This window comes from Bradyrhizobium genosp. A, assembly GCF_049949275.1.
Taxonomy (GTDB): Bacteria; Pseudomonadota; Alphaproteobacteria; order Rhizobiales; family Xanthobacteraceae; genus Bradyrhizobium.
This window is the reverse complement of sequence record NZ_CP188196.1, coordinates 4,948,096-4,970,982: the sequence shown is the minus strand read 5'-3', so window position 1 is coordinate 4,970,982 and position 22,887 is coordinate 4,948,096. Positions and strand designations below refer to the sequence as shown.

Below are 22,887 nucleotides of genomic sequence, written 5' to 3'. Positions count from 1 at the left end.
CGCGCGACCTCTCTCGGCTGGAGCCAGCATGGTCCTTCTAAGCTTCGCCTACCGCTTCCTGACCAACTTCGCCTTCATGGCGCTGGTCTATTTCAGCCTGAACTTCATGGAGAAGTATCAGAACCGGGCGATCCTCGCGATCCTGGTGCTGGTCTATAGCGGCATGCGCGCGGCCTCGACGCTGCGCGCGTTCTACTTCTTCCAGAAGATCGAGAAGCTGGAAGCCGAGACCAAGCGCCTGCAGGCGCCGATCAATGACGGCTCGGGCGGGACCAGCGCGCGCAAGCAGATTGTGCTGGATGTCGGGCGGCTGCGCCGTGACGGCGAGCTCAAGTCCTATATGGACCTGTTCTTCCTGGCGCTGATTGTGCTGCTCTGCGTCGCCAACATCATGCGGCAGTAACGGCTTGGAGCATGATCCGGAAAAGTGTGCAGCGGTTTTCCGAAAAGATCATGCTCAAAACAACAACCTGAAGCGCGATGATCGCGCTTCAGGCGCGCTTCTTCACGCTGGTGGCGACGCGGGTCGGGCGCGGCGCCGTGCTCGTGGCTTGAGCGGCGTGCTTCGGCGCTGCATGTGCAGCATGGGCGGCTCGCCGTGCCTGCATCTTGGCGGTGTTGCCTTTGCCGGCGTGCGGTGCTTCGGCTGCCATCGCGAGCCGGGTTGCGGCCCGTCGCGACAAGGTCGCCGACAGCAGCACCTCGACCGAGCCCTCGGGGATCGCGAAGAGATCGCGCCCCGGCGTGGGCAGGGTGGCGGCGACATCGACCTGCGCCATGGTCTTGCGCGACAACACCAACGACTGGTGTGCGGTCTGCACGTTGAGATCGGCGAGGCCGGGCGCAGGCAGTGTCGCGGTCTGCGCGAACACGAAGTTCGGCACGGAAGGCCAGCGCGCGATCGGCGTCGTCTCCGTCGGCGGATGCAACAGCCACTCCACCGCATTGGTCGGCGTCGCCGGCTGGTCGGCGGTCGCGGGCACCACATGCACGATGTGATAGCCGCGCGCCTTCAGCTCGCGGATGATCTTCGGCAGCGCCGCGACGGTGCGCGCCTGGATGTCGTGCAGCAGCAGAATACCCTTGCCCTTGGCCTCCAGCCGCTGGATTGCGAGCTGGTAGACGCGATCAGGCGACACATGCCGCCAGTCGTCGGCCGGGAAGTCGGCGCTCCACACCTGAATGCCACGCGAGATCAGATAGTTCTCCACGCCTTCGGCGCGCATCAGGCCGGGAACGCGAAAAAAGGGTGCAAGTTGGGACGACGGATCGGTCATCGCCGCCGATGTCCACGCGATACCGCCGTTGACTTCGGCCTCGATCTTCTCGATCGGCATTTTGTTGAATGTCAGCGGATGGGTCATGCTGTGCGTGCCGACGGTGTGGCCCGCCGCGACCAGCTTGCGCACGCCTTCCGGGTTCGCCTTGGCCTGTTCGCCGATGGCGAAGAAGGTCGCCTTGACGCACTCGTCGGCGAGGATCTTGAGCACCTGGTTGGAATATTTCGGCAGCGGACCGTCGTCGAAGGTCAGCACCACCTCGTGGTCCTTCAGCGGCAGCGTCTCGCGGTACTGCATGGTGCCGATGCGCGGATGCTCGTGCGGGTCGACGACGAGGGTGCGGGAGGTGCCGAGCGCGTCGGGATGGCCAGGGCATTCGGCGGCGAAGGCCGCCGGCGACGCCGCGGTCAGCAACCCCAGAAGCAGGACGGTCCACGATCGCGTCCGGACAACAACGCTACTGTCGATCATGAACCCGGTCTGCCCTCATCTACGTTTGCCGCCATAGTAGGTCGGAGACATCAGGAAACGGTTCAGGGGCAAAGACCTTTCCCGCCTAAGGTCCCCTCAATCATTGCATGGCCTAGTATGAACAGAGTGTTAATAGGGCTCAAATCACCCCATTTTGGTCAGGCGTGACATTCCGGCATCAATGCGCGTCGGCGTTCTTCTGTGATGTGTCCGCCGGCACGACGTGGACCACGCGAAACCCGTTCTCCCGCAAATACCGCAGGAACGCCGGCATCATGGCCGCCGTACGCGCCTGGGCATCATGGAACAGGATAATGCCCTTGCCGGCGGTGGCGATGCGCTCGGTGATGAGCTTCAATTCCTGATCCGGCGTCATGTCGTTCCAGTCGCTGGCCCAGAGATCGGCGCCGAACACGACGATGCCGCGCGACTGGAGCAGATCGAGCTGGGCCGGCGTGGACTCGAAATAGGGGAAGCGGAAGAACGGCGTCGTCGGCGTCGTCGTCGAGACCCCGTGCAGCGCCATCTCGACGGTGGCGATGCCGCGGTCGATCTCGTACTTCGCCGCATCGGCCGGTATCCGCGCCATGTACGGATGCGACCAGGTGTGGTGGCCGATGGTGTGACCCTCGCGGGCGATGCGTTTGACCAAGTCAGGATATTCGGCGGCGCTCCGGCCGACCAGGAAGAAGGTCGCGCGCACGCATTCCTGCGCCAGCGCCGCCAGCACTTTTGACGTCGTCGGCGGACGCGGGCCGTCGTCGAAGGTCAGCACCACCTCGTGATCTGCGAGCGGCAGCGTCTGCGGAAAGCTCTTCAAGCCGACGCGCGGCGTGGTCTCGGCATCGACGCTCAGCACCCGCGACGTGCCGAGCGTATCGTTGCGCGGGCAGTCGGCGGCCCTGACTGAGCCGATCGCGGCGAGGGTAGCGAGAGCCGGGCCCACAATGATCGAGGTCCATCTCGGTCGATGCATCTTTGCCATTGCGCTTGCGATTGCCTTGTGGGTATTGCCTGACCGTCAGCCCAAACCATCAACCTGTCAAACGGCGAGGCGTACCATGGATGAACATATGGATGACGCCGCTTCCCCGGAGACCTTGGTACTCGACCACGTCCCGATGCGCAATGAAGACGGCGAAATTCGGCACGAATTCGTCGAGGAAATTGCCCATGCCATCGAGGCCGCCGACAGCGCCGCGTTGCGCGCCTGCGTCGCCGATCTGCACGAGGCCGATCTCGGCGATCTCATCGGGGCGCTCGCCCCCGACGATCGTGTCCGCCTGGTCGAGCTGACGGGCCGCGACTTCGATTTCTCCGCACTGAACGAGGTCGACGAGACCGTCCGCGAGGAGATCCTCGACGAGCTGCTGCCCGAGACGGTCGCCGAGGGCGTCCGGGAACTGGAATCCGACGATGCGGTCGAGCTGCTCGAAACCCTCGACCAGGAGGAGCAGGAGGAGATCCTCGAGAAGCTGCCGCTGCAGGAGCGCGTCGCGCTCGAGCGCAGCCTGCTGTATCCGGAAAACTCGGCCGGAAGGCGCATGCAGACCGAGTTCATCGCTGTGCCGCAGGATTTCACGGTCGGGCAGGCGATCGACTACATGCGCGATACGCCCGATCTGCCGGAGCGCTTCTACGAGATCTACGTCGTCGACAAGGACCAGCACTGGCATGGCGCGGTTCCGCTGGATGTGCTGCTGCGCGCGCGCCGCCCGGTGCCGCTGACCGAGCTGACCGACGAGGATCGCCGCCGCGTCTCCGTCCTGGAGGACCAGGAGGAGGTGGCGCGCATGTTCGGCAAGTACAACCTCGTCGCAGCACCCGTGCTCGACACCCACGACCGCCTGGTCGGCGTCATCACCGTCGACGACGTCGTCGACGTCATCGAGGAAGAGGCGGACGAGGACCTCAAGGCGCTCGGCGGCGTCACCAGCGACGAAGAGCTGTCGGACACGTTTCTCACCATTGCGCGCGGCCGCTTCAACTGGCTGCTGATCAACCTCGCCACGGCTTTCCTGGCGTCCTCCGTGCTCGGCCTGTTCGAGGGCCAGCTCGAACAGATGGTGGCGCTCGCCGTGCTGGCGCCGATCGTCGCGAGCCAGGGCGGCAATGCCGCGACCCAGACCATGACGGTCGCGGTGCGGGCGCTCGCGACCCGCGAGCTCGGCTCCTCCAACGCCTGGCGCGTGGTCATCCGCGAGACGCTGGTCGGTCTCATCAATGGCGTTGCCTTTGCCGTGATCACCGGTATCGCCGCGGTGGCCTGGTTCAAGATCCCGGGCCTCGGCATCGTCATCGGGCTCGCGATGATCTGCAACCTCATCGCCGGCGCGCTCGGCGGCATCCTGATCCCGATGGCGCTCGAACGCGTCAGAGCCGATCCGGCGGTGGCCTCGGGCACGTTCGTGACGACGGTGACGGACGTGGTCGGCTTCTTCTCCTTCCTCGGCATCGCCACGTTGTGGTTCGGGCTGAAGTAGGGGGCGTGCGGCAACCGCACTCTCGTGTCCCGGGCGCGCTGCAACGCTCATAAGCGCGTTCACGCGCGTCTTCGACGCGCTATGGCGTTGCTGCGCGGAACCGGGACCCAGGAGGCGCGCTGCGCCGCGTCCGGGGCACGAGACCTCCCTTTAATCCGACCTTAAGCGACCTCCCGCATGATCCCTCGCGCTTGGGGGAATGAGCATGCGGTTGCGGCTGAAGGCGGACGGACGGGTCGTTGAGTTGCGGGACGGGCAAGAATTTCCGGTCCAGCCGGTCGCGTCTGCGGTCGAGACTCCGCCGGCAGAGGCCGGTTCGCTCGCGGTGCGCGATCTGCGCCGGCGAGCTTGTCTCACCCAGATGGAGTTCGCCGCCAAGCTCGGCGTGCCGGTCGAGACCATCCGCAACTGGGAGCAGGGCAAGCGCGCCCCGCGTGGACCCGCCCGCGCGCTGCTGGCCGTGATCGCGCATGCGCCCGACACGGTGTTCCAGGCGCTCGCCAAAGCCTGAACGCCCGACGCGAACCTCCCGTTAGCATTGGGGCTTAAGATCCGGCCCCGCGGTCGGCGTCCTCCGTTGCACTCTGGCGGACCGGGTCCATAATGATGCCAGTGATGACACTTGTGGATGACACTTGGGGCTGTCGCAACAGAGGATTCCTCATGCTGTTCGTCGAGGCCAATGGCGCAAGAATCCCGGCGATCGGGCTCGGGACCTGGGAGCTGAGCGGCAGGACCTGCGCGCGCGTGGTCGAGCAGGCGCTGCGGCTCGGCTACCGCCACATCGACACCGCCCAGGTCTATGACAATGAACGCGCGGTCGGCGACGGATTGCGCGCCTCCGGCGTCCGCCGCGACGACGTCTTCGTCACCACGAAAGTCTGGACCAGTCATTTCGCGCCGCACGATCTCGAACGGTCGGTCAAGGAGAGCCTGGTGCGGCTGAGGCTTCCCGCCGTCGACCTGGTGCTGCTGCACTGGCCCAATTCGCATGTGCCGCTGGAGGAGACGCTGGGCGCGCTGGCGCACGCCAAGCGGATGGGCCTGACACGCCACATCGGCCTTTCCAATTTCACGGTGGCGCTGATCGAGCAGGCGGTCGCGCGGTCACCCGAGCCGCTGGTCTGCAACCAGGTCGAATATCACCCTTATCTGGATCAGGCGAAGGTGAGAGCGGCCTGCGACCAGCATGGCATGGCGCTCGTTGCCTACAGCCCGATCGCCAGGGGCCGCATCAAGGCCGACCAGACGCTCGCGGGAATCGGCCGCGTCCATCACAAGACACCGGCACAGATCTGCCTGCGCTGGCTGGTGCAACAGAATGTGTCCGCGATTCCCAGAACTTCGCGAGTCGAGCGTCTGTCGGAAAACATCGAGATCTTCGATTTCGAGCTGTCGGATGACGAGATGGCCGAGGTCGCCGCACTCGCCAGCCCCAAGGGCCGCCTGACCGATTTTGGCTTCGCGCCGAAATGGGATTGAGGGGCTGTTCCGTTATGCTAGGAGCAGGCCGGCAACCCAAGATCGGGCGATGGAACCGCGGAAGATCATACGGACGGACATTGCGGCGTCAGCCATCGCGCATCTGACGCTGGTGGCGCTGATCATCGTGATCAGCGAGGTCCATCCGTTTCATTCCGCGCCGCCCGAGACTGTCGCAGTCGATATCGTCACGCCGGAGCAGGTGAGGCAGGAGGAGGCCAAAGCAGAGGAAAAGGCTCAAGAGGAGGCGAAGGAGAAGCCGCCGGAGCCGCTCCCCGAGCTGAGGCTGCCGAAGCCGGATCTCAACGACAAGCCGGATGCTGCGCTGAAGCCTGCGCCGGCCAAGGAGAAGGCGCCGCAATCATCGCCGCAGAAGCAGGCCTCGCACGAACCGCAGCAGAAGCAGCCGCAGCCTCAGCCATCGCAGGTGCCACCGCAACAGCCGCCGCCTCAGCCTCAGGCGGCGCAGCCGCCACCTCCGGCGATGCCGCAGCCGCAGGCCGCGCCGCCGGCCTATCGGGTGCCGGAGCCTGATGTCACCGTCAAATACGGCGTGATGCTGGGCCTGCCGCCCGAATTGCCGCCCCAACCGAAAGACGCGCCCAAGGATGACGGCGGCGATGCCAAGGATTCGATCGGCGCCAAGTTGCCGCCCGAGGTCATTGCCGAGCTTCGCCGGCACCTGAGGAGCTGTTCGAAACTTCCGGCCGGGGTCGCACCGACCGATGCCGTGCGCATCAAGCTGCGTGCGGTGCTCGCCACCGACGGCACGCTGGCCCGCCCGCCGATCCTGATCGAGGCCCCGCCGTCTGCGAAGGGCGTGGCCATCGTGGAATCTGCGAAGAGCGCGCTGCAGGCCTGCCAGCCCTACACGATGCTGCCCGCCGACAAGTACGAGGAATGGAAGGTGATGGACCTGTCGTTCACGCCGGGGGATTTCGGGTCGTAGGCGGTGCAAATTGCCCGACGGGCAAAACACACAGAACCCCTGTCAATCCCGTCTTGTAAAAATATTCCACTTTACCGAAATTCGGAAATATCGTATGTGTCGCGGTATCCCGGCTCATCCTCGAGGGGCGATCGTACGTCGTCACCGATTGCGAGCCGGGCTTGCGGTGGACGCGGCAGCGTCGGCACGAGAGGTGCGGGCAGGGCGGGTAGTCCCTGTGAGCCCGCAACCGCGTGCGGATGAGCGGCGCTGTTCAGTTCGTCTCGCCAACATTTCGATGGCTACGTGCACGATGCCATCGAACCCTGTGGCACCAGGCGAACGTGCGTACGGCAAAACCGTGTGGTCCTGGCCGTCGTTGCTACGGTCAAGCTTTTCGCGGAGGTGTGGAGCGCCCAACCGGGTCAACCACATCGTCAATTCGCGAAGCGAGGGAGGCCAGAAGGAATTCGGCTCCCGGGAGAGCACGGCATAAGCCGTCAACCCATCGCGCAGGGAAGGCCGAGTGATTGGCACCACCTGTATGCTGCTGTGCGGTTTTCCTGCGCTACATTTTCGCGCAGCGGACCGCGGGTGCGAGGTCAGCACCCGGCCTTCCCTGCGCCCTCTTGGATGGAGGGTGGAGAGATCAAGCAAAGCTCGGGCGAATTGCGTCGCGAGGCCGCGAAGGTGTGTCTGGAGCTACACGCTCGCTGTCATCGCCCGGCTTGACCGGGCGATCCAGTACTCCGAGACGGTTGTGATCGAGCCGAGGGGCCGCGGCGTACTGGATTCCCCGCTTTCGCGGGGAATGACAGGGTCGGGAGGACGAAGCTGTTGCCTCATACTCCGTCATTGCGAGCGCAGCGAAGCAATCCAGACCGTCACCGCGGAAACGATTCTGGAAAGAGACGGGCTCAATGTCCGCGCTTCGGCGCCTCGTCCACCACCACATCCGGCGCCATCGCGGCCCATGCACTGGACGCAAACTGCCGTCGCCAGGTCACGATCACCACGGCGGCCGTGGTCACGAACAGCACCCAGGGACTGACGAACCAGCCGAGATAGCCGAGCGCAAAGAAGAAGGCGCGCTGGCCGCGGTTGAAGTGGCGGCCGGCGGATTCGAACACGCGCGTGGTGCGGATGACATGGGCCTCGGCCTCCGGCGTGTCGCGTTGCGCAGCCGGCGGCATGCCGCCATAGAGGATCGCGACATAGTTGAACAGGCGATAGGCCCAGGCGAATTTGAAGAAGGCGTAGACGCAGATCAGCACCAGGCCAACGCATTTCAGCTCCCACATTGCGGGCGATGTGCTGAGGTCGATCGGCAGCTTGCCCAGAATGGTGATGGCGTCGTTGGTCGCGTGCAGCAGCGCCAGCGCGCCGCCGAGCGCGAACAGGCTGGTCGAGGCGAAGAAGGCGGTGCCGTTCTGCAGCGAAGCCATGATCTGCATGTCGACCATGCGCGCCTCGCGATCGAGCAGGCGGCGGACCCAGACCTCGCGATAGCGGTTCATCCGCGCCGACAGGCTGTTGCGGCCATAGGCGGAATGCTCGAGCGTGGCGGCATAGACCAGCCATTCGATGATGAAGAAGCCGACGGCAGTAATGTCGACCCAATGCCTGCTCATGTCTCTCTCCTCGCGAGGATCGCAACGATTGCCACGCGGGTTGAGTTGCGGCAACGGTTGATTGGCGGCAGGCGATGGCGTTAAAAGCACCGCATCCAGGGGACGTACGGAAGGACCAGTGACATGGCAGCGCTCAAGCTCGCGATCGGCAACAAGAACTACTCGTCATGGTCGATGCGGCCCTGGCTTGCGCTGCGCGCCAACGACATTCCGTTCGTGGAGACCGTGATCCCGCTCTACACCGACAATCCCGCGGACAAGGAGCAGATCCTGTCCTTCAGCCGCGCCGGCAAGGTGCCGGTACTGGTCGACGGCGACATCACGGTGTGGGATTCGCTCGCCATTATCGAATACATCGCGGAGCATTATCCGGAAGTGAAGCTGTGGCCCGACGACGTCGCGGCCCGCGCCTTTGCCCGTTCGGTGTGCGCCGAGATGCATTCCGGCTTCATGGCATTGCGCAACGAATGCGGCATGAACCTGCACCGTCCGGTGCGTCCCGTGACGCTGTCGGCGGACGCCAAGGCCAACGTCGCGCGCGTGGAGGAGATCTGGCGCGCGTGCCGGACCCGCTACGGTGCCGGCGGGCCGTTCCTGTTCGGCCGCTTCGGCGCGGCGGATGCGATGTATGCGCCGGTCGTGCATCGCTTCCGGACCTACGCCATCGAGGTCACGCCGGAGACCAAGGCCTACATGGACACGATGATGGCGATGCCGGCGTTCCAGGAATGGACCCGCGATGGCCTCGCCGAAACGCTTGTCATCGAAAAGTTCGAGAACGTGTAGTCGGGATTGTGATTGAGCGCCGCTTGACGGCACACACGCTTGCGGCGCTCAATCCGGGTGAAACGATCGGCAAGGAGAGGGGACGGCAATGGGAATTCTGGACTCGCTGGAGAACAATCCCGCGCTGCGTAGCGCGCTTGGCCAGCTCGGCGCCGCCGTCCTGCCGGCCGTGATGAACGAGGTGCTCGGTAGCAACAACCAGGGCGGCTTGGGCGCGATCGTCGCAAGGCTCCAGCAGGCAGGCTTTGGCGATCAGGTCAAATCCTGGCTCGGTAACGGCCAGAACCTGCCGATCTCGGCCGACCAGCTGCGTGCCGTGCTCGGCAACGACACCGTCCGGCAGCTCGCCGCGCGCTACAACATCCCGGTCGACCAGCTGGGCGAGATCCTGGCCCAGGAGCTGCCCAAGGCCGTGGATCAGGCAAGCCCGCAGGGCCATCTGCCCCATGGCGCCTGAGGCCTGGTTCCAGCGGTCGTCCAGGCCGGCTGTGTTCCCGTTATCGTTCTGAAAAGACTTCAAAATTGGTACCTTGCCATGCTCGTATGAGGCTGGTCAAAAACGCCGCATGCGTGCTATACAGCGGCTGGGTTTCCAGCCGGCCTCGCAGTGGGACCACGGGCGAGGCAGGCGTTGTTTGAGTGATGGAGAGGGTGTTGAAGCACAAATTCCCGATTGGAACGCGCGTATTGTTCACTGCCAGCAACGTCGCGCGCCCGGCTGCGAGTGGTTCGTACGAGGTCATTCGCCTGCTGCCGACGGATGGCGACGACTGCCAGTACCGGATCAAGAGCTCGACCGAAGCCTTCGAGCGGGTCGCCAAGGAAAGCCAGCTCGCCCAGTCCTGACGGATGACGGTGCTGCCATGGACGTCGCGGACGAATCTGCTTCGTTCGCCGTCAAAAGGCCCGCTTCGCCTTAAAAAGGTGGGCTGGGGGCAGTTGCCGAATAGCGGTGCTCGCTTGACCATCCGCTCTTTGCTCGCGTGAGGGGACATCGCGCATGAACTGGGCATGGGCCTCGTCGTTCGACCAAATCTGGCGTTCACCGGCCTTTCCGATGTGGATGACGCTGGCGGCTGCCGGCTTCTTCGGATTGATCCTGCTGATTACGCTGCTGCGCGCCGAGAAATCGGTCGCCAACGGCGCGCTGACCGTCATCACGCTGCTCTCGATTGGTATCGCGGTGGCCGCCACCATGCGCGTCTACGGACCTGTGGGGCAGGCCGCGCCGAGTGAAGCGCGCGCACTCGCCGTGGCGAACACAAACTTGCCGGCACTGTCCTGCCTCGACGATCTCGCCGGTGATGCCGTGGCCGTCGGCTGCGAGAAGGCGCTGTTCGGTGCGCCTGACGCAGCGGCTGCCGCCGTCGCTTATACGGCGGCCCGGATCGATCGGCTGACTGCGCTCGGCGACGCCGCGACCGCCAACAACAGCCTGACATCGGACACGAAGGTGCTGCGCAAGTCGCTGGAGCGCGATCGCTACGGCCTTGTCGCCCAGGTGCTGGTCGTGCGCGACGGCTGCACCCAGTTCGATTGTGCCGCCTTCCGCTCGCTGACCGATCAGCAGCAGGTCGCCGCCAACATGGACGCCCATCTCTACGACATGCTGGTCGCGCGCTACGCGCCGACCTGGAACGCGCCCGCTGCTGCGACGGCGATGCCAGCCTCGGGTGCACTTGCCGGGCTGCCGTCATCGATGCCGACCGGCAAACCGACCAATGCGGAGTTCCCGAGCGCCTCGTCGACGCCGCCGGTGAGCATCATGAATCCGGAGCCGCCGCCGGCGGCCACGCGCCAGACACCGGGCGCCAATGCGGCCGCCGCACCCGCTGCGGCGCCGGCGCCACGTGCGCCGGCTGCGACCTCGGCACAGGCGGCAGCACCGGCTGCGAAAAAGCCGCCGGCGCCCAAGGCTGCGCGCGCGCCCGCCGCCGCGCCGGTTCCGCTCGCGCCGCCGCCGGGCTCGGCTCCCGCGGCTGCGGATAACAACTAGTTCGGCTTTGAAAACCTGTGGCTGGCCCGCTAATGCTGGGCCATGCCACTCCATCTGATCAAGCTTGCCGTCGGCTGCGACTCCGTCAAGGAATTGAAGGGGTGGATCGCCGAGCGGATGCAGACGGCCAAGAAAAAAGGCCTGCCGCAACACCACATCCACATCACCCGCATGGTGCCCAAGCGCGACGCCGAGATTCTCGCGGGCGGATCGCTCTATTGGGTCATCAAGGGCGAGATCGCCGCGCGCGAAAAAATCATCGGCATCGAGCCGTTCCGCGACAAGGACGGTATCGGGCGCTGCCGCATCGTGATGCAGCCAAAAGTGATCTCGGTGTCGCCGCGGCCGATGCGCCCGTTCCAGGGCTGGCGCTATCTCACCGATGATTCGGTGCCGTCCGATCTCGGCAAGTCCGCCGCAGGCACCATCGCGGCGATGCCGGAGCCGATGCGGCGCGAGCTGCGCGATCTCGGGCTGCTCTAGCTAAACCGCGATATTGTCGATCAGCCGCGTCGTGCCGAGCTTGGCCGCGACGAGAATCCGCAGCGGCCCGTCCTTGCGCGAGGTGACAGGCGCCAGCGTCTCGGCATGACGGAGCTCGAAATAGTCGAGCGCAAAGCCGGCCGCCTTGATCGCCTCAGCGCCGCGCGCCATCGCGCTCGCGATGGCTTCCCCGGCCAGGATCCGCCCGGCGCTGTCCTTCATGGCGCGGTACAGGACGGTGGCGGTCTGGCGCTCCTCGGACGAGAGGTAGACGTTGCGCGAGGACATCGCGAGCCCGTCGCGCTCGCGCACTGTGCGGGAGCCGATCACCTTCACGCCGAGGTCGAGGTCGCGCGCCATCTGCATTACGACTCGCAGCTGCTGAAAGTCCTTTTCGCCGAAGATCGCGACATCCGGCCGGCACTGCGTGAACAGCTTGCCGACGACGGTGGCGACGCCGCCGAAGAAGTGGGGGCGGAAGCGGTCCTCGAGGCCGGCCAGTGCCGGTCCCTCCGGAACGATGCGCGTCGCGAAGCCCTCCGGATATATCGCCTCGACACCGGGGTGCCAGACGATATCGACATCCTCGGCCGCAAGCTTGGCGATGTCGGCCTTCCAGGTCCGCGGATAAGCGCCGAAATCCTCGGTCGGGGCGAACTGGGCTGGATTGACGAAGATCGACACAACGACGCGGCTCGCGCGTCGCTTCGCCATGCGCACCAGCGACACATGCCCGTCATGGAGTGCCCCCATGGTCGGAACCAGCGCGACCGTGGCCTTTCGCTTGCGAACATTGTCGACGGCGCGTCGCAGGGCGGGCACCGTGCGGGTGATCAAGGGGCTTCGTGACATCGGGACTCGGGGATCGTTGGGGTGGGCGCGGCCCGCCGCGCAGCCGGCTAACCTTAACAAGCGGCGGTCGTGGACGCCATGCATCGACATGCGGCACGGCGTCCTCCGCAGCGAACATGTCGCGTCCTTGTGGGCTGGATCACAGACGCGACACCGCGACACAATTCATGATGAAGACCAGCAGTGTGATTTCGGCATCCTGTCACGCATTTCACTTGACCGCAGACGCAGCCAACTCGAAGATATTGTTCAGGGGTGTTGAGGATCGCCATGCTTGTGCAGGCTAGCCAAAGCCAATCCGGCTCGGCGCACGTCGTCGTGCTCGGCAATGAAAAGGGCGGCTCCGGCAAATCGACCACCGCCCTGCACATCGCGGTTGCGCTCCTGAAGGCCGGCCAGCGCGTTGCCACCATTGACCTCGACTGCCGCCAGCAAAGCTTCACGCGCTACATCAACAACCGCTCCGCCTGGGCGCGCCGCACCAAGCTCGACCTCGAGCTGCCGACGCATCGCTGCATCAAGCTCGGCGAGACCATGCAGGTTGCCGAGAACGAGAATTCCGAGTTCCTTCAATTCATGGAGGCGGTCTCGGCGGTCGAGAGCAGTTTCGACTTCATCGTCATCGATACGCCCGGTACCGACAGCTATCTGATGCGGCTTGCCCATTCGATGGCCGATACGCTGGTCACGCCGATCAACGACAGCTTCCTCGATTTCGACGTGCTCGGCACCGTCGACCCCGCCAATTACGCGGTGACCGGGGAAAGCCATTACGCGGAGATGGTGCGCGACGTCAGGCGCAAGCGCCGCCAGCTCGATGGCTCGTCCACCGACTGGATCGTGGTGCGCAACCGCCTGTCGATGCTCGGTTCCCGCAACAAGCAACTGGTCGCCGAAGGGCTGAAGGATCTGTCGCTGCGGCTCGGCTTCCGCTACGTTGACGGCTTCGCTGAGCGCGTCGTCTATCGCGAGTTTTTTCCGCGCGGCCTGACGGCGCTCGACGAGATCGACGAGGCCACGCTTGGGATGCGGCCCAATCTCGGACATCTCACCGCGCGGGAAGAGGTGACGAGTCTGCTCCGCCAGCTGAAGCTGCCGCTCGACGAACGCGGCCGTCGTCGTGCGGCAAATCGCGCCGAGTGGTTCAGCCAGGTCGACAAGCCGCTCGAGGTTCACGACATCCTCGGGGCCTAGGCGGTATATTGCTACTTCCGGCCATGGCAGCCGGTTCCCGCGGGAACTGACTGCACTCAAAGCCGTTTCATTCAATGTTTACCGCGAAATTGAACCCGATCGAGACGGGTTGCGTCGGATGGTGACCTGCACCCTGACGCAGCCGTAAGACTACGGGAATGCCCAAGAAACGTGTGCGGCGCACAATGAAAGGGCTGCCAGTTCACAATATTTGGCCTTCCTGTCACGCGGCTGTGACGTATATTAGGGGAATAGGCGACCAGGGGCCGAAGAGCCCCGGAAGAACACGATTTTCAACAGGGATTCAGGCCGCAAGAGCCTGAGCCTGAGGCTGAGGACGAAAATGAAGCGTGGAATTGCCGTTCTGGTTTGTGTCAGTGCTCTCTGCGGCGTCGCCTATGTCACGGCGAGCAAGTGGGCGATCAAGCATGAGACCATCACCTTCTACGACCCGTCGCGCGACAACCGTCCCGTGCCCGTCGATATCGCGATCCGCCGTGACAAGGAAATGCAGGCCAATGCCGGCATGATCACGATGCCGGTCGCGGTGATCAACCACGGCAACACCGTCAAGAACACCGAATACGGCTTCCTCGCCAACATTTTCGCTGCGCGCGGCTACCTCGTCGTCAGCCCGCAGCATGATCTGCCGACCGACCCTCCGATGGTGACCAAGCCCGGTGAGCTCTATGTCGGCCGCCTGCCGCAGATCCTGCGCGGCGTCGCCAACATCCATCTGGCGATGCAGGAGATGAAGAAGGTTCAGCCCAACGCCGACTATTCGCGAGTGACGATGGTCGGCCATTCCATGGGCGGCGACATCACGATGTATTTCGCCAAGCAGTACCCGGACGAGGTCAAGAAGGTCGTGACGCTGGACAATCTCCGCGTGCCCTTCGTCACCGCTGGCAAGTTCAAGATCCTGTCGTTCCGCTCCAGGGATCCGCAGTTCAAGACCGATCCGGGCGTGATCCCGACCGACGAGGAGTGCGAGAAGGCCGGTATTCAGGTCGTGAAGACCGACTTCCAGCACAACGACATGCGTGACACCGGCCCGGATGATGCCAAGAACTCGATCCAGGGCATGCTCGACAAATTCCTGAGCGACACCGACAGTGCGATCGCGCCGGTCGACACCTCGTCGTCGCCGCCGAAGGTGCTCGAGCCCGGCCCGGTCGCTCTGATGGCACCCGCCAAGAGCTGATCTGAAAAGAGCTGATCCGAAAAGAGCAGGTCCATTCGGTCATAGCTCGAAACAAGTCACAAAGCCTCCGCCGGCTTCCGCCTTCGGAGGCTTTGCACATTGACCGGGCAGGGCACGCTATCCACATTGGTGGCGTGAGACCTAGTGTGACTTCAGATGTCCGGCGATCCCATCAAACCGCGCAATAGCGATGCCATCGCGGCGAGAGCCGAAAGCGACGGCGCGTTGCCGCAGGCAAAGGCCTCGACCGCGGAGGACGTCGCCGCCTTCGTCGCCAGGGCGCGCGCGCTGTCGCCGCATGCGCCCGGCGCGAAGGGCCGCCTGATCTTCGCGCTGGATGCGACGATGAGCCGGCAGCCGACATGGGACATGGCCTGCGCGCTTCAGGCCGACATGTTTCGCGAAGCGGCGGCGCTCGGCAGCCTCGACATCCGGCTCGTCTACTATCGCGGCTTCAACGAATGCCGTGCTACGGGATGGATTTCGGACAGCAACAAGCTTGCGACGCTGATGAGCAAGATCGATTGCCGCGGCGGCGACACCCAGATCGGCAGGGTGCTGACCGACGCGCGGCGCGAGGCGGTCGTATCGGCTGTGCGTGCCGTGGTCTTCGTCGGCGACGCCATGGAGGAGAAGGTCGATGCGCTTTGCGCCAAGGCCGGCGAGCTCGGCATGTTGAAGGTGCCGGTGTTCCTGTTTCAGGAAGGCCGTGATGCGGTCGCCGAACAGGCGTTTCGCGAGATCGCGCGCCTGACCGGCGGCGCCTGGTGCCGGTTCGATCCGGGTGCGGCCGCACAGTTGCGCGAGTTGTTGCGGGCCGCTGCGGCCTATGCCGCCGGCGGACGCGAGGCATTATTGAAACTGGCGAAGACGGCGAGCGGTGCGGCGCAGTTGATCGGACAGATGAAGTAAGCCGCTCAGGCCGGCGCGGCTCGCGGCGGAGCCAATGCATTTTGCCGGAAGGGCGACTATATTCACGCCATGGTTCTGATCGCCGGCGTTGTTGCCGTTATCACGCTCTATCTGCTGCTCCAGATGTTCCGCGCCGCCAATCCGGCCGTGCTGGCGCGCGCCGTCAAGTTGGGTGGGGGCGTCGTCGCACTCGCGGTAGCGGCCTTTACGGGCTTGAAGGGTGAGCTGGCGGTTGCGATCCCGCTCGGACTATTCGGTGCCGGACTGCTCGGCTGGACGCCGTTGGCGAATGCGGGCTTCGGAAATATCGGAGGCTTGTTCGGCGGTGGCGCGGCACGCTCGCCCAATCAGAGCTCGCATGTGCGCTCGCAATTCCTGGACATGCGGCTCGATCACGAGTCCGGCCAGCTCTCGGGCCAGATCGTCGCCGGGCCTCACGCCGGGCACGGTCTCGACGAGTTCGATCTTGCAAGCCTGCTGGCGATGGTCCCGGCGTTCGACGCCGAGAGCGTGGCCCTACTTGAAAGCTATCTGGACCGCCGGTTTCCCGCTTGGCGTCAGAACGCGCAGGGCAACGCGGCAGGGGGGCAGCGCCGCACGGCGTCGAGCGGCAAAATGACGGCGGAGGAAGCCTATCAGATCCTTGGCTTGCAGCCGGGAGCGGGGCGCGACGACATCAGCCGGGCGCACAAGTCCCTCATGAAGAAACTGCATCCCGACCAGGGGGGCTCGACGTACCTCGCTGCCCGTGTAAACGAGGCCAAGGATACTCTGCTTCGTACGCATAACGGCTAACTCCGGCACCACGCTACAAACGCCCGTACCGCGTGAGCTCCGCTTGCTCTGTTTGCCGTCGCCCCGATGCCCGCCATTGTCGGCGTGGTCGATCCCTTGAGCAAAGTTTTAACCGTAAATACTTGACGAGAGGTTGTCGCGGATCAGCCTCCAGCGTCACCGTACCCCAAAACAAAAATGCCCGCGCAGGGCGCGGGCATTTCGCTGGAGGGTAGGAAAGATCAGTTGCGGACGGTCATGCAGGAGATGTCGGCGCGCTTCAGCGCCCGGCACACCGCTTCGGCTTGGTCCCGCTCGAGCCCGGCAAAGCGGGCGCGGTAGAGCTTGCGATTGTCCCTGGCGACAACCGGCTCGGTGAACGGATCGGCCTTGCTGAGCAGGCCGCGAGCCGAGCTGCGGGCGGCTTCAATTCGCTGTTGGGCCTCGCTCTCGCTCTCCAGCGCACCGACCTGGACGATCCAGCCGCTATGGGTGGCGACCGGCTTGGTGACGGCGCCGATCTGGATCGGCTGCGGTGCCGGATCGGCGGAGGCAAGCTTGGCGACCGGGGCGGGCGCCGGGGCAGCGGCGGTGGTCGCCGGCAGCACGCCGAGGATGCCGTTGCCGGTGCCGAAGCCTGCCGGTTGCTGCGGCATCTCGGTGCGGGCGACCTCGGCCCGGGCGGGCTCCGGCTTGTTGATGACGTCGGCCCTGGCGACGACAGCGCCGGAGGTCTCAGCGACGTCGGTGCGGGGTGGAATCGTGTTGGTGACCTGCGGCGCGACCTGGGTCGGAGCGGCGGACGCGACCTTGACCGCGCCGGCCTTGACCTGAACCGTCTTGACCCGGACCGGCTTCATCGGCTCGGACGAACCCGGAATGAGGGAGAGCGGCTGGCTCGAGATCACGCCATTGGTGAGCGGCGCGGGCTCGATCTTGGACTCCATGGGCTTGGCTTCGGGCTTGGGCTGGACCGGCGGCATCGCGGCGGTCGCAGCTGCAAGGGCCGACAGGCGCGAGGCGGGGCGCGGCGCGGCTGCCTCGGGGGCAGAGGCGGCCGCCACCTGAACCGGCGGAGCGGGACGGGCCGGGGTATCCGAGGCATCGGCGACGTCAGTGCTGGCGTCGGCACTGTTGCGCTCGGTCACCGCCACGACAGTGTGGGTGGTCGCGCCCTTCTCGAGATTTTCCGCGAGCAGATTGCGCATGACGGCGTCGCGCGAGCTGCCGCTGCGGCCGCCGAGCACCACACCGATCAGATGGCGGTTGCCGCGGCGCATTGAGGTCACGAGGTTGAAGCCGGAGGCGCGGGTGTAGCCGGTCTTGATGCCGTCCACGCCTTCGACACTGCCGAGCAGGTGATTGTGGTTGCGGATCTGCTCGCCGCGCCAAGTGAACGAGGTGGTCGAGAAATAGCGATAGTAGCGCGGGAAGCGCTCCTGGATGGCGCGGCCGAGCGTGGCCTGGTCGCGCGCGGTCGTCACCTGCTCGTCGTTGGGAAGGCCGTTGGCATTACGGTAGACCGTCTTGGACATGCCGAGCGCGCGCGCCTTGCGCGTCATCATCGCCGCGAAATCGTCCTCGTCGCCGCCGATCGCTTCGGCGATCACAACAGCAGCGTCATTGGCGGAGCGGGTGACGAGACCCTTGATCGCGTCCTCGACGCGGATGGTCTGGCCGGCACGCAAATTGAGCTTGGTCGGATCCTGGTCGGCGGCGTGCTGCGACACCGGCAACTCGGTGTCGAGCTTCATCTTGCCGGATTCGAGACGCTCGAACAGCAAGTAGAGGGTCATGATCTTGGTGAGCGAGGCGGGATGGCGAAGCCCGTCGGGGCTGGTCGACTGGAGCACCGCGCCGGAATTGCCGTCGACGATGATCGACGCGAATTGCGGGCTGTAGCTTTCGGAAACGTCGCGATGCACCCGGTGGTGCGCGTAGTGGCGCCGATAGCGCCGCGCGTCGGCGGCATCGGTCGTGAAGATGACGGCTGTGGTGACCGTGAGAAGCCCGAAAACGCCAACCCGCGCCAAGCGCGAGGAAGACCAGTTATTACGAAGCATGGAACCCCGTCCCCGTTTGTGACTTGATCACCGGCTCGTGAGGCGAAATTGTGCCCTGCGGACCGGGGATCATTACCTGCTCAGGCTGTCCCTCCGCTGGTGCTCGCCGAGGGAGACGTTAGGCCTGAGCCGCTATTCTGGCTAAGGTGATGTTCTCAAGCGGCTTTTGACCGTCTGCGGAAGCTGAACACGTCCAGGGAATCAGGGTAGGGGGCGGCGGTTTCCAAAAGCTTAAGGAACCCTTGCGGGAAAGCACGGGAATCTCCGTAACTTGCATTGATTTTTGTGCGCCGCACAAGATTCTTGACTTTTTTGTGCGTTGCACTAATTATGGGCAGAGTCAGGGAGCCGGGGCTTCCGGACGCGAGCCAGGGAAAAAGGATTCCAAGATGTTCAAGGTTGAAGACTTTCAGAACTACGGGAAAGAGCATTTCGAGACGTGCGTTGCTTCCGCGACCTCGGTGCAGCACGGCCTCCAGGCGATCGCCAGCGCTTATGGCGACTACACCAAGAAGTCTTTTGAAGACACCAAGTCCTTCGTCGAGAAGCTTTCCGGCGTGAAGTCGCTGGACAAGGCGATGGAAGCCCAGACCGATTTCGCCCGTTCCGCCTACGAGACCTTCGTCGCGGAATCGCAGAAGATCGCCGGCCTCTACAGCGACCTCGCCAAGCAGGCGTTCAAGCCGGTCGAAACGGTCGTGTCGAAGTTCACCCCGGCCGCCCAGTAATTTCCGAACTTCTGGAATCAAAAAGCCCGGCTGAACAAGCCGGGCTTTTTTGCGAGCGGCGGCACGTCAAGAGCTTGGACATGAGGTTCCTGGGACAGGCGGCGTCGTCCCGCTTGTGATGGTAGGGACAAAGTTCGTTTGGCGCGGATACAGATAGTAGCTGTCGCTGAGCGCAACTGTCCCGCTGATCGTGTAGCCGAGGTTGGGCGTATAGAAATACGTCGTCTCACCGAGGATGAGCCCAGCTGTCGTCGGCACCCCCGTAAGGGATGTCGGCAGGTTAACGGTTGTTCCGGTCGTTCTTGCCGTGCCGTTAAGCGACTGACTCCAGACCACCTTGGCCGTGACGTTGTCGCCGGTCGGCTGCACCTCCGAGACGGTCACCACAGCCTTGGTGATGTCATAGGGTGAAAGGACATACGACGAGGCGTTGAGGATGCCGGTGACGTCGGTCGTCGTCACACATTTGTTCTGCGACAGGATATCGGCGATGGTATGCACCGTAGCCGTGACCTTGACGTTGATCGAGAGCGCGTTGCCGAGTTCGACTCCGCCCATGCAAAGCAGCAGCATGAACGGCAGCACGATAGCAAGCTCGACGGCTGCCACGGCATTTTCGTCGGCTCGGAATTCCCTCAGGCGCATGGGCAAGCGGGTCATTGATAGGGCTCGTTCTGGAAAGCGGCGGATGCTGTGATCTGGCGATTGCCGTTGGGCAGATTTGCCAGGGTGAAGCCGAGCGGTCCCATGAAGACCGGCCACTGGTAGATCACCGCAACGATGACCTTGTCGGAAGGACCGCCTGGGCTGTAGGGCCAGTTGTTGGCAACACTGCCGTCGGCCTTGAACGTCAATGTCGGTGCAGCCGCGCTCAGCGCCGCCCAGCTGCTCCCGGACTGAACGCTGACCATCAGATTGTTGCAGTTGAAGATGATACGGACCTGCGAGCAGACCAGGGTCGAAAATTGGGTCTGCGTCATGCCGGCCGCCTGTACCTGGCCGGTCATGACCTGGCGCGCCGACTGCTGCACGACCTGCTGAAGCAGCTGCTGGCCGAAGAAGACCAGGAAGATCTGGATGATTCCAACCAGCAACGCGATGAACACCGGCGCAACCAGCGCGAATTCGACAGCGTTCGCGCCGTCTTCGTCTTTGCGAAAGGCTGCGAACGTCTCGCGAAGGCGTCGCTTTCCAGGTACGGCTCGCAACTTTGGCATGACGTTGACTCAGTTGGTCAGGTGAGGGGCCGATTCCACGACCTTCTGGAAAAGTTTCTTCAGCGCGTCTGTGATGTCGCCGCCCGATTGCACGTCAGAGAACAAGTCGGGCGACGATGCGCAGGATTGCAGGTTCTGCGCGATCTGCCCGGTAGACGACGAGGGGGTGTTGAATGGCGCGATATAGGAGTTGTACCAGCCGTTGCTTGTGAGCGGCAGGTACTCGGTATAGAGCACTGCGATGCGAATTCCCCGGTTCTTGATCGTCGTGCATATCGACGTGTTGATGGGTTGCTGGCATCTGTATTTGGAGCCATTAGCAAGCGGCGTTCCGCTGCAGGACGAGCTCAGCGACACCATCTTGTCGTCAACCCCGTCGGTGACGAGGAACACCACTTCCTGAGGCGTGTCTCCGGTTTGGTTGGATCCTCCGCCGGGGAGAGGCATGAGGCTGTTGACGTTCGTGAGCGCGTTTTCGATGTCGGTGCCGTAGTCGGTGGTGCAACTCCCCGAAACGACGCAGTTCTGATGGTCGACGGTGAGAAGCGAAATGTTGTTGGCGGCCGAGGTCGCGGCACTCGACAGGTCGGCGGATGGCAGCCCCGACGGCGCATAAACCGTGTTAAATCCGTAGTCGAACGTATAGATTGCAGCCTTGTAGGTGTTGTTCTGCGTTGCCTGTACGGTTTGCGCGGTGCTCATGAGACTCGCGGTCGCCTGAGCCACGAGGTCGATGCGCAGCGTAATATTGTTGTTGCGTGCGATGGCGAGGTTGTCCTTGGTCGAGGCACTCGCGCCGCTGTCGAGATTGGGATGCGCTTCATGGCAGGCGAATGCGCAGTTCGCGGAGCCGGAGGGTTGGTTTTTCGTGGCGGCGATCATGTTGGTGATATCGGGCGCCGTCGCTGCAATTCCCATTGATGGCGAGTCGTCGAGCAGCAGATAGAAGTTGATGTTCGGCGCGCCGGAGGCGCTGGCAGTCGCTGCGCCCCTGATCGGCCACATGGGGGCACCGAGCAACGTCGGGAAGGCGTTGCTGGAGTTCGCGGTGTAGCTGACGGTCGCAGTGCGCACCAGGCCGGTGTTGCCGACGTTGACCGTCAGGACGGGCGTCCCTTTCAGGCCGCCGGCGATTGCGTTCGCTGTTGCATTGAAGATATTCGTGGCGGTCGTCTGTGCGACTGTCGTGTTTTGGGCCATCATCGATGGCGTCACGGCCGCGATTGCGGCGGCATCGGCAGCGGCGTCGAGCTGCGATTGCCGGCGTTGGGCCTGGGTGTAATCGAGCGTCATGCCCAATAAATAGATGGTCGGGAACAGCATGATCGCGAAGATGACGGCGACGTTGCCTTGCTCGGCGGCGGCAAAACGAGCCAGGGGTCGACGAGTGCACCGGGCGGCGGGCAGGCGAAACATGACGTTCCCCGAAATCTCTGGTTTGCCTGATTTCAAGCCGCGCGGTTGAAGATCAGGTAAATTCGACCGTACAAAACCGGGGCCGATTGCGCGCAAAAGGTCGCGCTCCCCGCCGCCGAAGGGGTTTCTGGTTAATGTCGGTGAAACCGAGGACGGATTATTTTGGCAAATCGGTCTGGATTGGTTAACCTTGGCCCGGATCGCCCGGACCGGGAATCGGGACCGTCGCGGCCGCCTCGGCTGGGCCTTTGCACGCTTGCGGCGAGCCGGGGGCGGGCCCATATTCCCAGCAATCGATCCGGCTTCGGCCGGACCGGTGGGAAGCGGCGATCCAACAAGGCGGCGCGTCCGTGCGAGGCTCCCCAGTGCGGGACCGCGCGGCAAACCGTCATACGCTTCCGTGGGGAATTTGAACGCCTGAGCCATGCCGCAACTGACTTCCAGATTAGACCTGTCCGCGGCTGCCGCCGCCCGCGCTCCCCGGATGAGCAACGATGAGAACCGTTCCGGTGGCCCGGCGGGTCCGAACACCTCCGTCATCACCAAGGTCAAGCCAAAGACCAAGCGGCCCAACCTCTATCGCGTCCTGATCCTCAACGACGACTACACGCCGATGGAATTCGTCGTCCATGTGCTGGAGAAGTTCTTCCAGAAGGATGTCGAGGCTGCGACCAAGATCATGCTGCACGTCCATCATCACGGGATCGGCGAGTGCGGCGTGTTCACCTACGAGATTGCCGAGACCAAGGTGACGCAGGTGATGGATTTCGCCCGCAAGCACCAGCACCCGCTGCAATGCGTGATGGAAAAGAAGTAACCGCGCGTTCCACTCCCGAGCTTCTTTAGAGTGGTTCTGTTCGTGCGGTGTGTGATGTCAGCGGATACCGCTGCACGATCCGGCGAAAATCAGCGCCGACGCCAATCCTGCCCAAATGGGCAGTTTTGCCCAAATCGGAACGGGTTTTGCATCGAGAATGCGGTGGGCGC

The 22,887-nt window shown here is 64.1% G+C and carries 24 protein-coding genes; 16 read left to right on the top strand and 8 right to left on the bottom strand.

The genetic code is table 11. The features are described 5' to 3' along the window. The first annotated feature begins 28 nt into the window (after positions 1-28). On the top strand, positions 29-403 hold the full coding sequence (locus tag ACP2YP_RS23210) for a hypothetical protein (RefSeq protein ID WP_426418652.1): 375 nt from the start codon (positions 29-31) through the stop codon (positions 401-403). A gap of 88 nt (positions 404-491) precedes the next feature. Here ACP2YP_RS23210 and ACP2YP_RS23205 read toward each other — a convergent pair whose 3' ends face one another. Both ACP2YP_RS23205 and ACP2YP_RS23200 read right to left on the bottom strand, forming a co-directional pair. Beyond that, a complete protein-coding gene (locus ACP2YP_RS23205; RefSeq protein WP_426418651.1) occupies positions 492-1,751 on the bottom strand; it encodes a polysaccharide deacetylase family protein in 1,260 nt (419 codons plus the stop codon). Positions 1,752-1,929: 178 nt separating this feature from the next. Continuing rightward, positions 1,930-2,736, bottom strand: coding sequence for a polysaccharide deacetylase family protein (locus ACP2YP_RS23200; protein ID WP_426418650.1), 807 nt, complete (start codon positions 2,734-2,736; stop codon positions 1,930-1,932). A gap of 76 nt (positions 2,737-2,812) precedes the next feature. On the opposite strand from ACP2YP_RS23200, the gene mgtE reads away from it, so the two are divergent. The 4 genes from mgtE to ACP2YP_RS23180 all read left to right on the top strand — a co-directional run bounded on the left by mgtE (position 2,813) and on the right by ACP2YP_RS23180 (position 6,665). Continuing rightward, complete coding sequence (gene mgtE / locus ACP2YP_RS23195) at positions 2,813-4,234, top strand: magnesium transporter (protein ID WP_426418649.1); 1,422 nt, start codon at positions 2,813-2,815, stop codon at positions 4,232-4,234. Positions 4,235-4,433: 199 nt separating this feature from the next. Next, on the top strand, positions 4,434-4,745 hold the full coding sequence (locus tag ACP2YP_RS23190; protein ID WP_334522331.1) for a helix-turn-helix domain-containing protein: 312 nt from the start codon (positions 4,434-4,436) through the stop codon (positions 4,743-4,745). A gap of 152 nt (positions 4,746-4,897) precedes the next feature. Beyond that, entirely contained in the window at positions 4,898-5,716 is an 819-nt protein-coding gene (locus tag ACP2YP_RS23185; protein WP_426418648.1) for an aldo/keto reductase, read from the top strand. A 49-nt stretch (positions 5,717-5,765) separates the two neighbouring features. Continuing rightward, positions 5,766-6,665 (top strand): hypothetical protein, encoded by a 900-nt coding sequence (locus ACP2YP_RS23180; protein WP_426418647.1) that lies wholly within the window; start codon positions 5,766-5,768, stop codon positions 6,663-6,665. An 896-nt stretch (positions 6,666-7,561) separates the two neighbouring features. Here ACP2YP_RS23180 and ACP2YP_RS23175 read toward each other — a convergent pair. Beyond that, a complete protein-coding gene (locus ACP2YP_RS23175) occupies positions 7,562-8,275 on the bottom strand; it encodes a DUF599 domain-containing protein (RefSeq protein ID WP_426418646.1) in 714 nt (237 codons plus the stop codon). A gap of 123 nt (positions 8,276-8,398) precedes the next feature. On the opposite strand from ACP2YP_RS23175, the gene ACP2YP_RS23170 reads away from it, so the two are divergent. The 5 genes from ACP2YP_RS23170 to ACP2YP_RS23150 all read left to right on the top strand — a co-directional run bounded on the left by ACP2YP_RS23170 (position 8,399) and on the right by ACP2YP_RS23150 (position 11,540). Beyond that, on the top strand, positions 8,399-9,061 hold the full coding sequence (locus ACP2YP_RS23170) for a glutathione S-transferase family protein (protein WP_426418645.1): 663 nt from the start codon (positions 8,399-8,401) through the stop codon (positions 9,059-9,061). Between the two features lie 88 nt (positions 9,062-9,149). Next, positions 9,150-9,518, top strand: a complete 369-nt coding sequence (locus tag ACP2YP_RS23165; protein ID WP_426418644.1) for a YidB family protein — start codon at positions 9,150-9,152, stop codon at positions 9,516-9,518. Positions 9,519-9,703: 185 nt separating this feature from the next. Continuing rightward, a complete protein-coding gene (locus ACP2YP_RS23160; protein ID WP_426418643.1) occupies positions 9,704-9,907 on the top strand; it encodes a hypothetical protein in 204 nt (67 codons plus the stop codon). A 154-nt stretch (positions 9,908-10,061) separates the two neighbouring features. Continuing rightward, complete coding sequence (locus ACP2YP_RS23155) at positions 10,062-11,057, top strand: hypothetical protein (RefSeq protein WP_426418642.1); 996 nt, start codon at positions 10,062-10,064, stop codon at positions 11,055-11,057. Positions 11,058-11,099: 42 nt separating this feature from the next. Further along, positions 11,100-11,540: a DUF1489 family protein gene (locus tag ACP2YP_RS23150; protein WP_426418641.1), complete on the top strand. Its 441-nt coding sequence runs from the start codon at positions 11,100-11,102 to the stop codon at positions 11,538-11,540. Here ACP2YP_RS23150 and panC read toward each other — a convergent pair whose 3' ends face one another. Further along, a complete protein-coding gene (gene panC, locus ACP2YP_RS23145) occupies positions 11,541-12,392 on the bottom strand; it encodes a pantoate--beta-alanine ligase (protein ID WP_426418640.1) in 852 nt (283 codons plus the stop codon). 270 nt (positions 12,393-12,662) lie between these two features. Between panC and ACP2YP_RS23140 the strand changes: the two genes are divergently transcribed. The 4 genes from ACP2YP_RS23140 to ACP2YP_RS23125 all read left to right on the top strand — a co-directional run bounded on the left by ACP2YP_RS23140 (position 12,663) and on the right by ACP2YP_RS23125 (position 16,497). Next, positions 12,663-13,586: a division plane positioning ATPase MipZ gene (locus ACP2YP_RS23140; protein ID WP_426418639.1), complete on the top strand. Its 924-nt coding sequence runs from the start codon at positions 12,663-12,665 to the stop codon at positions 13,584-13,586. A gap of 343 nt (positions 13,587-13,929) precedes the next feature. Then, positions 13,930-14,790 carry an alpha/beta fold hydrolase gene (locus ACP2YP_RS23135; RefSeq protein ID WP_426418638.1) on the top strand — a complete coding sequence of 287 codons (861 nt, stop codon included), beginning with the start codon at positions 13,930-13,932 and terminating at the stop codon, positions 14,788-14,790. Positions 14,791-14,946: 156 nt separating this feature from the next. Beyond that, positions 14,947-15,702 (top strand): VWA domain-containing protein, encoded by a 756-nt coding sequence (locus ACP2YP_RS23130; RefSeq protein ID WP_426418637.1) that lies wholly within the window; start codon positions 14,947-14,949, stop codon positions 15,700-15,702. Between the two features lie 69 nt (positions 15,703-15,771). Beyond that, positions 15,772-16,497, top strand: coding sequence for a DnaJ domain-containing protein (locus tag ACP2YP_RS23125; protein WP_426418636.1), 726 nt, complete (start codon positions 15,772-15,774; stop codon positions 16,495-16,497). A 221-nt stretch (positions 16,498-16,718) separates the two neighbouring features. Here ACP2YP_RS23125 and ACP2YP_RS23120 read toward each other — a convergent pair whose 3' ends face one another. Then, the gene (locus ACP2YP_RS23120) at positions 16,719-18,539 is read right to left on the bottom strand and encodes a serine hydrolase (RefSeq protein ID WP_426418635.1); all 1,821 of its coding nucleotides are present in this window, start codon (positions 18,537-18,539) and stop codon (positions 16,719-16,721) included. A gap of 389 nt (positions 18,540-18,928) precedes the next feature. Between ACP2YP_RS23120 and ACP2YP_RS23115 the strand changes: the two genes are divergently transcribed. Further along, the gene (locus ACP2YP_RS23115; RefSeq protein ID WP_148754857.1) at positions 18,929-19,267 is read left to right on the top strand and encodes a phasin family protein; all 339 of its coding nucleotides are present in this window, start codon (positions 18,929-18,931) and stop codon (positions 19,265-19,267) included. Positions 19,268-19,333: 66 nt separating this feature from the next. Here the strand turns inward: ACP2YP_RS23115 and ACP2YP_RS23110 are convergent, their stop codons facing one another. Genes ACP2YP_RS23110 through ACP2YP_RS23100 form a run of 3 tightly spaced genes read right to left on the bottom strand, consistent with a single transcriptional unit; the run spans position 19,334 to position 21,900 of the window. After that, positions 19,334-19,927, bottom strand: a complete 594-nt coding sequence (locus ACP2YP_RS23110) for a TadE/TadG family type IV pilus assembly protein (protein WP_426418634.1) — start codon at positions 19,925-19,927, stop codon at positions 19,334-19,336. Continuing rightward, positions 19,924-20,484 (bottom strand): TadE/TadG family type IV pilus assembly protein, encoded by a 561-nt coding sequence (locus tag ACP2YP_RS23105; protein ID WP_426418633.1) that lies wholly within the window; start codon positions 20,482-20,484, stop codon positions 19,924-19,926. The genes ACP2YP_RS23110 and ACP2YP_RS23105 overlap by 4 nt, the downstream gene beginning before the upstream one ends. A 9-nt stretch (positions 20,485-20,493) precedes the next feature. Beyond that, positions 20,494-21,900, bottom strand: coding sequence for a TadE/TadG family type IV pilus assembly protein (locus ACP2YP_RS23100; protein WP_426418632.1), 1,407 nt, complete (start codon positions 21,898-21,900; stop codon positions 20,494-20,496). A gap of 484 nt (positions 21,901-22,384) precedes the next feature. Here ACP2YP_RS23100 and clpS point away from each other — a divergent pair, with 484 nt between their 5' ends. Beyond that, positions 22,385-22,717, top strand: a complete 333-nt coding sequence (gene clpS, locus ACP2YP_RS23095; protein ID WP_027530069.1) for an ATP-dependent Clp protease adapter ClpS — start codon at positions 22,385-22,387, stop codon at positions 22,715-22,717. The last annotated feature ends 170 nt before the right edge of the window (positions 22,718-22,887 follow it).